The 13,004-nt window shown below is 55.6% G+C and carries 12 protein-coding genes; 7 read left to right on the plus strand and 5 right to left on the minus strand.

The features are described 5' to 3' along the window. The first annotated feature begins 101 nt into the window (after nucleotides 1–101). Nucleotides 102–1,454 (plus strand): DUF3995 domain-containing protein, encoded by a 1,353-nt coding sequence (locus BVL55_RS09175; RefSeq protein WP_075996636.1) that lies wholly within the window; start codon nucleotides 102–104, stop codon nucleotides 1,452–1,454. 205 nt (nucleotides 1,455–1,659) lie between these two features. Continuing rightward, nucleotides 1,660–2,013 carry a hypothetical protein gene (locus BVL55_RS09180; protein WP_156892496.1) on the plus strand — a complete coding sequence of 118 codons (354 nt, stop codon included), beginning with the start codon at nucleotides 1,660–1,662 and terminating at the stop codon, nucleotides 2,011–2,013. A gap of 749 nt (nucleotides 2,014–2,762) precedes the next feature. On the opposite strand, the gene BVL55_RS09190 is transcribed toward BVL55_RS09180, so the two are convergent. Further along, nucleotides 2,763–3,224 (minus strand): Rrf2 family transcriptional regulator, encoded by a 462-nt coding sequence (locus tag BVL55_RS09190; RefSeq protein WP_075996639.1) that lies wholly within the window; start codon nucleotides 3,222–3,224, stop codon nucleotides 2,763–2,765. Between the two features lie 85 nt (nucleotides 3,225–3,309). Here BVL55_RS09190 and BVL55_RS09195 point away from each other — a divergent pair, with 85 nt between their 5' ends. From BVL55_RS09195 to BVL55_RS09215, 5 genes are all read left to right on the plus strand, one after another. Beyond that, a complete protein-coding gene (locus tag BVL55_RS09195; RefSeq protein ID WP_075996640.1) occupies nucleotides 3,310–3,840 on the plus strand; it encodes a hypothetical protein in 531 nt (176 codons plus the stop codon). A 25-nt stretch (nucleotides 3,841–3,865) separates the two neighbouring features. Next, complete coding sequence (locus BVL55_RS09200) at nucleotides 3,866–5,143, plus strand: imelysin family protein (protein WP_075996641.1); 1,278 nt, start codon at nucleotides 3,866–3,868, stop codon at nucleotides 5,141–5,143. A gap of 448 nt (nucleotides 5,144–5,591) precedes the next feature. Further along, on the plus strand, nucleotides 5,592–7,052 hold the full coding sequence (locus tag BVL55_RS09205; RefSeq protein ID WP_244530640.1) for a di-heme oxidoreductase family protein: 1,461 nt from the start codon (nucleotides 5,592–5,594) through the stop codon (nucleotides 7,050–7,052). A gap of 98 nt (nucleotides 7,053–7,150) precedes the next feature. Next, nucleotides 7,151–8,128, plus strand: coding sequence for an imelysin family protein (locus BVL55_RS09210; RefSeq protein WP_162841482.1), 978 nt, complete (start codon nucleotides 7,151–7,153; stop codon nucleotides 8,126–8,128). Continuing rightward, nucleotides 8,125–9,222 (plus strand): DUF1513 domain-containing protein, encoded by a 1,098-nt coding sequence (locus tag BVL55_RS09215; RefSeq protein WP_075996643.1) that lies wholly within the window; start codon nucleotides 8,125–8,127, stop codon nucleotides 9,220–9,222. Before BVL55_RS09210 ends, BVL55_RS09215 begins: the two co-directional genes overlap by 4 nt. Nucleotides 9,223–9,353: 131 nt before the next feature. On the opposite strand, the gene BVL55_RS09220 is transcribed toward BVL55_RS09215, so the two are convergent. From BVL55_RS09220 to BVL55_RS09235, 4 genes are all read right to left on the minus strand, one after another. Beyond that, nucleotides 9,354–10,619: a SulP family inorganic anion transporter gene (locus tag BVL55_RS09220; RefSeq protein WP_075996644.1), complete on the minus strand. Its 1,266-nt coding sequence runs from the start codon at nucleotides 10,617–10,619 to the stop codon at nucleotides 9,354–9,356. A 286-nt stretch (nucleotides 10,620–10,905) separates the two neighbouring features. After that, entirely contained in the window at nucleotides 10,906–11,805 is a 900-nt protein-coding gene (locus BVL55_RS09225; RefSeq protein WP_075996645.1) for a SapC family protein, read from the minus strand. Between the two features lie 27 nt (nucleotides 11,806–11,832). After that, the gene (locus BVL55_RS09230; RefSeq protein WP_075996646.1) at nucleotides 11,833–12,438 is read right to left on the minus strand and encodes an invasion associated locus B family protein; all 606 of its coding nucleotides are present in this window, start codon (nucleotides 12,436–12,438) and stop codon (nucleotides 11,833–11,835) included. Beyond that, nucleotides 12,435–12,998 (minus strand): hypothetical protein, encoded by a 564-nt coding sequence (locus tag BVL55_RS09235; protein ID WP_075996647.1) that lies wholly within the window; start codon nucleotides 12,996–12,998, stop codon nucleotides 12,435–12,437. Before BVL55_RS09235 ends, BVL55_RS09230 begins: the two co-directional genes overlap by 4 nt. Between the last annotated feature and the right edge of the window lie 6 nt (nucleotides 12,999–13,004).

Genomic DNA, 13,004 nt, shown 5'->3' on the forward strand with positions numbered 1-13,004 from the left:
GAACATCCAGCTTTCATGACCAATGCCATGTAAATCTCATGTAAATCCAACCAGCCACAACATGTTGTACCCAGGAAGAAAAATCACCACATCAACCTGTGATGAATATCCTTGTTGAAGCACTAACTACACGCGACTACGCAGTCCTGATTTGGCTTACCATCGCCATATCGGTTCTCTCGATATATCCTGCAGTGCGAAGCGGCGCAGTCGGCGTACTCCGTGCAGCCTTAACTCCAAAGCTCTCAGCAATATTCCTCACCTATGCACTCTATGTGGGCGCAGCCTGCTGGATTGGGTACCGCTTTGGCTTCTGGTCTCCCTCCGATCTAAAGGCGACAATTGTTTGGGTACTCTTTACCGGAACCATCCTGCTAGGCCGTGCCATCGGCCAACCCTATAAAACCAAGTTCTTCACTGGAATCGTTCGGGACAACTTCCGAATGATCTTGATTGTCGAGTTCATGGTCGTCGCTTACACGTTTGCGCTTTGGAAAGAGCTGCTACTCATCCCCTGGTTTGCTTTGCTCGGAATGCTACAGGCAGCCTCCCAAAACAAGCCGGAACACAAAAATGTGGAGAGTTTGGTTTCATGGTTGCTGGTAATTTCGGTCGTGCTTCTCATCGTAGCGTTTGCCAAAATCACCCTCGATACTCACGGTGCAATCTTCAATCTGAGCACTTTGCGCGAAGTACTACTACCTGTTTGGCTGAGCATCGTCTCTGTTCCTGCATTCTATGTAACCTATTGTTTTGCGCGTTGGGAGCAGGCACGCATACGCATCAACCTCAAATCCTATCATTCTGATGAAGTAAAAGGTCACGCGCAGAGACTGTTCCGGCGTTTGTTGTTCTTCCGCCCGGATTTGTGCTTTCAGGCCGTCCGGCAGTTCAATGCTTCAGATGCCAGCACAGAGCAGGATGTCTGGAACATTGTGAATGAAGTTCTTGAAAATGCACGCAGACGCAACAATCCTAAACCGGTTGATCCAGCAGATGGGTGGAGCCCAACTGAAGCAGAAAAATATCTATCGGGAGAAGGCCTTGAGGCAAGTGACTATCACAGAGCCATGCACGGCTCGGAATGGTACGCAAATTCCAACGCAAAGTATGTGCAACGCGACGGATTGAGCCAAACACTTCAGTACATAATCGAAGGCAATCAAGATGCTGTTACCAAGCTCAAACTGAAAGGTTCTTTCGAGATCAATCCCTATCCCGACGCTGGCATCAATGCGATGATTGAAGTTGGTAGCGTCCTCATCGAAAAGGCAATGGACATAAACCAGATACCAGAGGACATACTAACCCACCTGCAAACAGTTACATCTGGTAAGGCCCAGCTTGGCCATTACCTTCTTGAGGTAAGGGTAGATCGATTTGATGAAGCGAACGTCATTGATATTGCTTTAATCATACAGATCGCAAAAATGCCGACTGACAGCACTGCCTGAACTTTAGATCATACCCATGCTTGTCTTTGGGGAAGGCCGAGGGGCGCTGCCCCTTCTCTCCCCAAAAGAAAAACAGAGCCGGACCGAGGCTCGGTTAGAACCTGCGCCCGCACCATCCGGCCGGTTTTTCTTTTCCCCTCCCATCCCCGTTCTCGCCGAAGGGCAAGGGTGCAAAGCACCTTGCTTACAATCTATGGAGAGAACAATGGAGAAAACATTTGCAGGCTACCCTGCCCTAAGTGAAACGGAACGCAAGGAGGTTTTTCTGATTGCGCTTGCCGGGTTTCAAAAGCGCAATGCAGGCTGCATTACCCGAGGAATGACCGACCCCGAACTGGCGGAACTTATTGCATCACATCTCGGGATATTTGGAGGGAGTTGCGGACCCGAACGAATGAGTGTCATCTATCAAGGTTCGGGCCTCAAAATATGGGGTGGCAGGCATGTGGTAAACCACTGCATTGAACGGCCACTCTTCCAGGGTGGCGCTACCATAGCAACGGCGCGGGAGGTGTTCGAAATCGGAGACCCTGAAAACGCCCAGTTGAAGCTCCTATGATAGCGGATCAAAGCGTTCAATCTGTGTGTTGCTATCCATTCGATATTAGTTGAAATCTTCTTTCTCACACACACATAAGTGCACACACTTTTTACCTTATCAAAAATCCTACTTATTTTTCAATGCTTTAGTATTTGCTATTGCTAACTTTTAATCAGTAGGTCCAGAGTTCGAATCCCTGAGCGCTCACCAACAATTTCAAGCACTTGGCCTTGTTTTTGGTGATGCAGCCCTTAGCCGGCAAGACAACCATTGCCAGGGCTTGCGAGGTCTATGGCATTGACGATCCTGTTAATTCCCAAGCTTTCGCTATTTTGATGCTGCAAGGAGGCGATACTGGCATCCGATGCGGTATGCTCCGGGGTGATCTGTTTGGGAAACAGCTTCTGCATGAGGCACTGAAAGCCCCACCGGGCACAGTTCCGGGCGCTTGGCTTGCGAAAGCTGGAAGGTTTGCAGTGGAATGAAGCCCCGCCTATGTTCTCTTACACGGCGCAGGAAACGGCGCACTTCATGCACACTCTTTTAACGACGGCAACTTCAACGGGATTGGGTTTGGCCTCTTCCGCGAGAAGAACAGGCTCCAAACAGTCTTCGGACCCCGCGCTAGGCTGTATCGACATTTAGGTTTCCGACAAACCCCAGACAAGGCAAACGGGTATCGCGCCGAAAAACGAAGCCTTGATTGCAGGAGAGCGGATACTCACTGCTGAAGCCGCCGGTCATGCGCTGTTCTTTCTTCTGACCATCTAAATCTGCTTTAAGGGCTCATTCATCGCCTTGTTCAAACGCATGAGCACATCGATATTGTATTCACTGCCGGTCAGATCGGCGATGGTGTAGCGGTTCAGCGCATCGAAGAATGCCTGCAGCGCCTGATGCAGCGCCCTGTTGAGACCACAAGTGTTGATCAGCGGACAATCGGTTCCACCTGTTTCGAAACACTCCGCCATTTCGAAATTCTCTTCCATGTCCCGCACGACATCGCCCAGCCTAATCTCGTTTGATGGCCTGGCAAGGCGCAACCCGCCTCCGCGTCCCCGGACCGTTTCCACATATCCCCTGGCAGTCAGCTTTTGCAGAATGTTGAACAGGAAGCGTTCAGACAAACCGTAAAACGCAGAGATTTCCTTCACCGTTGAGCGGTCCGCCTTTGAATCGCAGAACATCAGCATTCTTACGGCATAATTGGTCTGGCTGGTCAGTTTCATCGGCAGTTTCCAGTTTGGATTCGTTCTAAACTATAGTGTTTGACTGAACTTTTCAATTTGTTTACTCATGAAGTGAACTTTTAGGATGCGTACAGTGCGTTTTGAAGACCCGACACATGACGATGGATGTTCCGCCGCACGCTATCTGGCGCGCGTGCCGGAAGGGCTGGTTGTGGGCGGATACCGCGGCTGGCTGCATTTTGCTGCCATGCGTGATGTGTCCAGGCTCGAGGCGGTCTGGAACGAATTCAACACCCGGCTTGACCCCAATGCCGCCGGACTTGCCATGGCCGGGCTCGAACGGCTGATACGGCAATTGGGAAGCTGCGCCGCATGTCCGCTGCGCTTTCATTGCCAGGGGGTAAAACACCTGTGCCGTGATGAATGCTTGATGCTGAGCCTCATATCCGGCCTGCAGAACGGCGAGGACGAAGCTGCTTTTCTAAGTGCTTTGGGCCTTACATCAGCCGATCGCGCTCCCACCATCGTAACGGCAGGCGGGGAGTTCGCCATGGCGCTGAAAATCAGCGGACACCAGCTCTTGCCGATACATGCAGACACCGTTCGGTGGCTTGCCACCGATCGCTCCCAGCCCGCAAAGACAACCCTTCACTAAACACTCGTTCAAAAAGGAACCATTCATGAAAAAGACAGCATTGAAACTCCTGGCAGGAACGGCTTTGGCCGCCGGTCTGGCAATGCCGGTATATGCGGAAGTGACACCGCAAGCGGTGATCGATCACTATGCCGCCATCGCACAGGCAAAGTATTCAGATTCCCTGGCAGCCGCGAAGCAGCTTGACCGGGCAATTGAAGCATTCCTTGCCAAGCCTTCACAAGAAACCCTGAAAGGTGCGAAGCAAGCCTGGCTGGCATCCCGCATACCCTATCAGCAGACCGAAGTTTACCGGTTCGGAAACGCGATCGTGGATGATTGGGAAGGCCGGGTGAACGCCTGGCCGCTGGACGAAGGCCTGATCGACTATGTCGATGGCGGATATTACGGCAGTGAAAGCGATGAGAATGCGCTCTTTACCGCCAATGTGATCGCCAATGCCGAGCTTATGATCAATGGAGAATCGGTTGATGCCTCCAAGATCACCCCGGACCTTATTTCGGGGACCTTGCACGAGGCGGGCGGCATCGAGGCCAATGTTGCCTCCGGCTATCATGCCATCGAATTTCTGCTGTGGGGGCAGGATCTCAATGGCACGGATGCAGGCGCCGGAAACCGCCCCTGGACGGATTTCAGCACTGAGGACTGCACCAATGGCAATTGCGACCGCCGCCGCGAATATCTTGCTGCAGCATCCGATCTTCTGGTTGCAGATCTTGAAGAAATGGCCGCCAACTGGGCTGAAGGTGGCGCTGCCCGCGCCGAACTCTCTGCAAAGGGAATATCCGGCGGTCTGGCTACCATCCTGACCGGAATGGGATCGCTTTCCTATGGTGAACTGGCCGGGGAGCGCATGAAGCTTGGCCTTTTGCTGGGGGACCCCGAAGAAGAACATGATTGCTTTTCGGACAATACCCACAATTCTCATCTCTACGATACCGTGGGCATCATGAACGTCTATATGGGTACCTATGTGCGGCCGGACGGAAGCACGGTTTCCGGGCCCTCGATTGCAGAACTTGTAGCTGCCAAGGACGCTGCAGTTGACCAGGAGTTAAAGGCTGATCTGGAGGCAACGCTCCAGGCCATGAAAGCGATGGCACAGCGTGCACAATCCACCGAGGCCTATGACCAGATGATCGCCTCCGGCAATACCGAAGGTAACGCAGTCGTTCAGGCCGCAATCGACGGACTGATCAAGCAAACCAAGTCGATCGAAAGGGCGATTACCGCACTTGAGTTGGGAGCCATCGAACTGGAAGGTTCCGACAGTCTCGACAACCCGAACGCTGTTTTCCAGTGATCTGCAGGTGCCTGGCGTGATTTTCTGGAGTTGCAATTTGATCCGGGAATCCGAAATCGGGGAAGTCGTCAATGGCTTCCTCGATCAGAAAGCCTTGGAGAGTTGCACAAAAATCCCTGGATATCTGCCGGAAACCCCGCCTGGACTGCCTGAAAAGCCGGGTGAAGCCAAATGCGGCCAACGAAACGCGCTTGCGGCCGATGAAACGGAATAGGGAAAGCAAACCATGACGGTTTCCTGGCAAGCAATCAAAACCCTGGCCGGGTGGACTTTGCACTGCCTTACGCGCCCGAAGAACGGGCCAGCATGGAAAACTGCCACCGGCAAAGCTGCGGGAATCACAGGCGCAGTGCTTGCAGCGCTGGTAAGCGGGCTTGCTGTAGCAGCTTCACAGACATCCGGCGATGCACCTGCCTTCAATCCATCGCAGGCGGCGGTATCAGATGCGATGTTGTCGCTAAAATCGAAATGGCCCGGCCGCGATGACCTCAATGGCAAGGATCGCAGGCGTGTTGAAGCGGTAACTGCTCCCGCTTCCGGCTTTGAAAAACCGGAAGCCTTTGAAGTGATGCAGGGCGGTGCGGGGACCTCAACCAAGATCGTCAACCGGGATGCTTTTTCGCAATCAGGCGCAAACCTGACCTTTGCTGAAGAAGAGCAGTTCAAGCTCGGCAATGCGCTGTTCCGCAAGCTGTGGGTCTCAACGCCGGCATCAACCAAGGCCTCGGACGGGCTTGGACCACTGTTCAATGCGCGCGCATGTCAGAGTTGCCACCTGAAGGATGGAAGAGGTCATCCGCCGGAAGGCGACAGCGATGCAACTTCGATGTTTCTTCGACTGGCACGCGGACCCGTGACGGAAGAGGAGCGCCGGGAACTGGAAACGTTCGTTCGCCCGAACTTCCCCGACCCGGTCTATGGTGGCCAGTTGCAGGACCTGGCAGTACCCGGCCTGAAGGCCGAAGGCCACATGGCCATCACATACGAGAATGAACCCGTCACCCTTGGCGATGGGACCGTTGTCAATCTTCGCCGGCCCGTCTATTCCGCAGAGGACCTTGCATATGGTCCGCTTGATGAGCATACGACCCTCTCGCCAAGAATTGCGCCGCCGATGATCGGGCTGGGCCTGGTCCAGGCAATCCACCCCGCAGACATTCTCAAAAATGCAGACCCCGCAGACAAAGACGGCGATGGCATATCGGGCAAGCCTGCCATTGTGCGCGATGCAAACGGCGACCTGGTTCTGGGACGTTTCGGGTGGAAGGCCCAAAACCCAACGGTTCGCCAGCAATCTGCCGGTGCGTTCGCCGGCGATATCGGCATATCGACACCCGATGTCCCGAATTCACACGGTGACTGCACGGCAGCCCAGGCTGACTGCCTTGCAATGCCGGTAGGCGTACAGAAGAACCTTGGCGATAGCGAAGCACCTGATCCGGTGCTGGAGCTTGTTACCTTCTATTCGGAAAACCTTGCAGTACCGGCCCGCCGGGATGCTGCCGGCAAAGAGGTGCTGAGGGGCAAAGAACTCTTCTACGGTATTGGCTGTGCTTCCTGCCACGCCCCGAAATATGTAACTTCGCGAAAGGCCGAAAACCCTGCGCATCGGTTCCAGTTGATATGGCCCTATTCCGATTTCCTTCTGCATGACATGGGCGATGGCCTGGCCGATGGGCAGCCGGTTGGCGTTGCCGATGGCAGGGAATGGAGAACCCCGCCTTTGTGGGGCATCGGCCTTACCGGGACGGTTTCGGGACACACGTTCCTTTTGCATGACGGGCGCGCAAGAAATCTCACTGAAGCCATTCTCTGGCACGGAGGTGAGGCTCAACCTGCTCGTGACGGATTTTCACAACTCGACAAGAAGGACCGGGATGCTCTCATCGCATTTCTGGAAAGCCTGTGATGAGAGCATTGCGGTGGATTCTTGTTTTTGCATTTTCCCTCCCCCTTTGCAGCGGGGCAACTGCACAGCAGCAAAGTGCGGACGAAATTCTGCGCGACATGCTTTCCAGTTACATTATCCCCTCCTACGAAAATCTGTCCAAAGAAGCCGCCTCGCTCTCCAACAGGGTTGATATGCTCTGTTTCGAGCCATCGCCGGCGCGGCTGGAGCAGGCACGCGCGCAATTCGCCAATCTGGCACTGTCCTGGGCCAGGATCGAATGGCTGCGTGTGGGTCCAGTCATGCAGCAAAACAGGCTGGAGCGCTTCCTGTTTTATCCCGACCGCAAGAGCACCGGTCTAAAACAGGTCCAAAGAGCGCTGTCCCGGCAGGACAGCAAGGCTGCGAACCCGGCTACACTTTCGCGTTTGAGCGTTGCCATGCAAGGATTGGGCGCTTTGGAATACCTTCTGCATGGGAAGGGTGCCGACACCCTTGCAGCCAGCGGCAGTCCGTTTCGCTGCAATTATGCAGGGGCGATTGCAGACAACCTTTCACATATTGCCAACGAACTTCGCCATGGATGGCAGGCAGACGGCAAGCTTGCTGCCGTCTTTGTCTCCCCCGGCAGGCAGAACCCGCTTTTTCGCAACGGCCGCGAAGCCCTCAACTTCGTTCTGGGAACGCTGATCCATGGGCTTGAAGCAATACGCGATATCCGCATCGGGTATTTCCTGCGGGAACCTGGCCGAGACCGGCCGAGAGCCGCCGTCTTTCGCAGGTCGAAGCTGACCACCGCATCCATAACGCAAAATCTGGCCGGTTTGCACTCGCTGTTCGAACAAAGCGGCCTGGTACGGGCTCTTCCCGAAGAGCAAGCCCATCTGGCCGACCAGGTCCGGTTTGAATTCGAGCAAAGCCTGAAAACCGCCCGCAACATGAACCCTTCGGCTGAAACAATCATCGCTGATCCGGCCCAGCGAAACAAACTGGGTTATCTGCAGCTTTCCATCGGTTTCATCATCACGCGGCTTAACAATGAGGTCGCCCCCGCCACTGGCCTTGCGGCCGGGTTTTCATTTGGAGATGGCGATTGAGACAGCGGGAAATCGGCCGGCGCGCTTTTTTGGCATCTGCTGGTGCCTCATTTCTGGCAAGCTTGGCTCCGGCAAGGGCAGAGCGGCTGATAAATGCAAAAGCGGTGTTCATTTCCGGCTACATGGACAGCACAAAGAACTTCGGATTTGCTCTGCTTGATGAGAACGGCGGTCTTGTCCATTTCGAACCGCTGCCTGGCCGTGCACACGGCTTTGCCGCCTCGCCTTCGAACACACACATTGTCGGATTTGCGCGCCGCCCCGGCATGTTCGCGGTTGCGATCGATCCATTGCACCGGCACAAACCGCGCTTGTTTCACGCGCCCGAAGGAAGGCACTTCTACGGGCATGGCGCATTCTCCGCCGATGGGAAACTGCTCTATGCAACCGAAAATGATTTTGAAACAGGTGATGGCAAGATCGGAATTTATGATGCAAGCGATGAATTCCAGCGCGTTGGAGAATTCGAAAGCTACGGCGTTGGACCGCACGAGATGGTCCTGATGAGCGGCGGCCGGTTGCTTGCTGTTGCCAATGGCGGCATCCGAACCCACCCCGCCAGCGGCAGGCAGAAATTGAACCTTCCTGAAATGCAGTCGAATTTTGCCCTGATCGACACCAGCAGCGGACATCTGGTTGCAACATTTGTCCTGCCGCCGGCGTTCCAGCGAATGTCCCTGCGGCACATGACTATGGGCCGGGACGAAACGCTATGGATCGGTGGCCAGTTTCAGGGTGACTTGCTGAAAGCGCCAAGCCCCATATTCAGACTCTCGCCCGGCGGGGAATTGATCAATCTGGCACTGTTCAAGCCGGCCCGCGCCGCACTGTCGGGATATGTCGGTTCGGTTGCGGTTTCACAGGACGGCAACAAGGTTGGCTTCACAAGCCCCAAAGGCGGCAGCATTGTCGAACTGGATACCAGGTTCAATGCACAGGCCATTATCAGGGAATTTCCCAGGGCTTGCGGCCTTGCGGGCGCTGCCAAGGGGCTTGCCGCTTCCAGCGAACTGGGAAAGTTCGGGAACCAAAGCCACAACCTTCACTGGGACAATCATATCTCCAGATTGCTGGAAAGCGCGGAACGCGGCTGAGTGCCGGGTCTTCCGACCGGCTGTTCTGCCATCGCCATCACAAGAGCATTAAGCCCTCACCAAAGAATTCGATCGGCCGAAGACATGGCTTGAACTTGCGTATCCGCTACTCACCGGCGTTTGCGAACACCTCACCGGTCGGGCGGGGTCCAGTCGCTTTCGGCAGTCTTGCGCCGTGACAGACGCAGCGCCAAGCCGATGGAAACGCCTACGCCGATCGCCACCGTCAGGTCAACCAGCACCGTCAGCACCAGGGTGAGCAGCAGAAGTAATCGATCGCTCAATGGCCCGCGGGCATATTCACGCCATTTGTGCGGCTCACTCATGTTCCACGCGGTGACACACAAAAGCGCAGCCAGTGCCGGCATGGCAAGGTAACCGGCAAGTGGGGCTGCCACCAGCATGACCAGCAGGATGACGACGGCATGGACGATGCCGGCAACCGGCGTCCTGCCCCCTGCCCTGATGTTGGTTGCGGTTCTGGCAATTGCTCCGGTGGCAGGCAGGCCGGCAAAAAGGGCCGAAGCTATGTTGGCTACCCCCTGTGCGGTAAGCTCGGCATTCGGGCGATGATGCCCCTCGATCATGCGGTCGGCAACCATGGCCGAAAGGAGTGATTCAACGCCGGCAAGAAAGGCGATCACCATGGCAGAGGGAAACAGCTCGATCAGCCGCGTTGTGGTGATGACGGGCACCTGTGGCCAGGGCAGTTGCCGTGGCAATTCGCCAAACCGCGAGTAGAGCGTATCAACAGGAAGCATGAAAAACGCCACTGCAGCAGAAGCAATGCCGACGGCAACAACAAGCCCGGGCAGGCTTGGTGCCAGACGGCGCAGGAAAACGATCAGCAGAACCGAAGCAACCGCAATGATGAAGGCCGCAAGATTGAAACTGAGCCGGGCATCCCAGAGGGCGGGAACGATCTCCAGAAAATCGGCAGGCACCTCGGCAAGGCCAAGCCCGAGAAAATCCTTCAACTGGCTGGTCGCGATGATGATGGCAATACCGATTGTAAATCCGTTGACGACTGCTTCGGGAACATGGGCAATTAGGTTTCCCGCCCGGAAATAGCCGGCAACAAGCAGGATGAAGCCTGCCATGAAGGTCGCCAGCACCAGCCCGTCATAACCGTGCTCGGCGATGACGCCAAACACCACGACGATAAAGGCACCCGTCGGCCCGCCAATCTGTACCCGGCTGCCGCCCAGAAGCGAGACCAGGAAACCCGCGACGATCGCGGTAACCAGCCCTGCCGCCGGATCGGCACCCGAGGCAATGGCAATTGCAAGGCTGAGGGGCAGCGCCACCGTCGCAACCGTCGCTCCGGCGGCCAGATCCGAAACGAAAAGCCGCCAGGAATAGGTCTTGAGCGCTGTAAGTATCTTGGGCTGGCGCATAGGGAATGAGCAGGCGGAAAACCGGAGGAAGCCGTTGCAGGAATCAGCAACAATACCCGATGAACTTAAAGCCTTTTACGCCCGGTACAAACCATTCTGCGTCATGCACTGCATACATGGCGGGAGACATCCGAATGCATAATCTGGTGTAGAATCCGGCTGCCCCGCAAAAAAACGCCAAACCCGAACTGGAGCAATTCAGGCATTCAGGGAATCGAAAACCTGAATGCGCAAACAAAATCAACGCATTAAGCAGTTCTCGTGATTCTGACGAAGCATGAACGAACTAGGCGAGAATGTTCTTCCAGCTGCGCATCGACCACAAATGGCAATAGATCAGGTTCAGAACACCGTCCTTGCGCAACTTCAAGAACGCGTCGTCATCAAGATCGGCCAGTTTCTGCTCGTCGACGACATGAAATCCGACAATGGCGCTTTTGGTGTTGTCCGGCAGGGTCACATCGGCCCTTCTGGAGACCAGAATTCCGCTATCCGCGATGCGCTTGAAAAGATCGCCCGATGCTTTCAACTGATTATCGAAGGAAACGCAGAACCGCAGTATGTTGGCTGCGGTCTGCGACGGCTTGCCGTCGTCATACAGTTTTGCGCCCTTCTTGCCCTTCAGCATGTCGCTCGACAGATCGGCGGCCAGCGAAAGGTTGCGCTGGCTGCTATCGGCCACCAGCACAAAGGGATAGCGCCTGATAAGCGCCGGGATATAGGTCCCTTCCAGCCACTTGCCGTCTTTGCCGATAAAGCTGTTTTTGCCATTGGTATGGCCTGTCACCGCGTAGGCGCTCCAATTGCCATCGGCTTCTGCGAAGACGATCGGGTAATGCAGCGCAGCTTGCGGAAACTCGGCAGCCGCAAGAACCACCGAATTCATGCTCTCCGCAAACCGGTGATCTGGCGCGGGAGAAAGCTGCAGCCCGCCATGCTCCTTGGCGTTCAGCACACTTACCGGGCCATACATTGTCTTGCGTGCTTCAGCCGGCGCACCGGCGGCTTTTCCCGCACCGTTCTTGGCCGCCTTGCTTTGACTGCCCGCAGAATTTGCAGCAGGCGCAGTCTTACGTTCGCCAGCAGGTTTTGCCTTCGCGGCAGCCGGCTTTGTTGATGCAGCCTTGCCGCCGGAGGCGGGTTTGGCTTTTGCGCTGCCGGAAGCAGCCTTCGTTGCCTTGCTCATGGCTTTGATTACTCCGACCTGACGCTGTTACGACTTGTTTCTGCCTTCGAGCACTTTCAGCGCATCCGCCAAGCCCTTCGGCGAAACGTTGATGCTGATGACCCGACCGGAACTGATCGGAAACTGCAGTGCAGCCTTCTTGGCCTCTTCAAGTGCCTTGGTGCCGTCCTTGCCAATGGTGAATTCGGCATAACAGTATTTGCCTGCACAACGGCTGAACTTTCCTTCCATCAAAGCAGTATCGCCATCGGCCAGCTTCGGCTGAGACTTGAAGGAAACATCGACGATAACCCGCAATCCGGCCTTCAACTTGGCTTCTTTGTCATCCTTGCCCTTCGCATAGGCAAAGGCAAGACGGGCAATCTCGTTTCGGGTCTTGTTGTTGCGGTATACCTGCACCGCCTCACAAACCCGCGTTTCCTCGGGCTTTTTGGCAGCCGCATCGCCGGTTTCCTGTTCGCCTTCTTCCGCCTTGGCGGCTGCCGGCACCTTGGTGCATTCCACGCTCCAGTCCTGGAATGCTTCCGTGGACCGCCCGGGCGTGGGATTTTCCTGGGCAAAGACAACGCCCAGGGTTGCCATGCTGAAGACTGCTGCTGCGAATACGCCGCTTCGTGTGATGATCGATTTCATGTTGCCGTTCCTGATTGTTTGTTCCCCTTCAAGGGGCGTGTAAAGAAATAGAGCTGGGGACCGCTGACGGCTCTTAGCCGCCATCCCTCGCTGGCCAGACTGCCGAGAAGCTCTGGCAGCACATTCTGGATTTTGGCGGCGGAAGCATCGACCACTTCCATCGCCGGAGTTTGCCCTTCGAAATGATGCAGGGCAAGGGCGCCGGACTTTTCCAGCCGCACGATGGCGGAGCGGTCAAGATCCGCCGGGGTAAGAACCTTGTATTCCACACCAACAGCCGGCTGGGCACAGCTGAAGATATAACACTCCATTTTGTTGACTGCCTCCAGCACCCAGCCCTTTTTTCCGAGCCGGTTGAGCACTTTCGGCATGACCACGCCCGAATGGGCGAGTTCCTTGTTGGTTATGACGTATTTGCCGCTTTCGCCAGGCTCGGCTCTGGCAGCATTTTCGCGCACAAGCTCGTCGAAAACCATCCGGTCGAGCTCGCTGACCGTAATCACCTTATAGGCAATGGGCCGCCCACCCTCGCCGTCGGCGGCAGATACCGGTTTTGCCATTGCCTG

The sequence above is a fragment of the Salaquimonas pukyongi genome (assembly GCF_001953055.1).
Taxonomy (GTDB): Bacteria; Pseudomonadota; Alphaproteobacteria; order Rhizobiales; family Rhizobiaceae; genus Salaquimonas; species Salaquimonas pukyongi.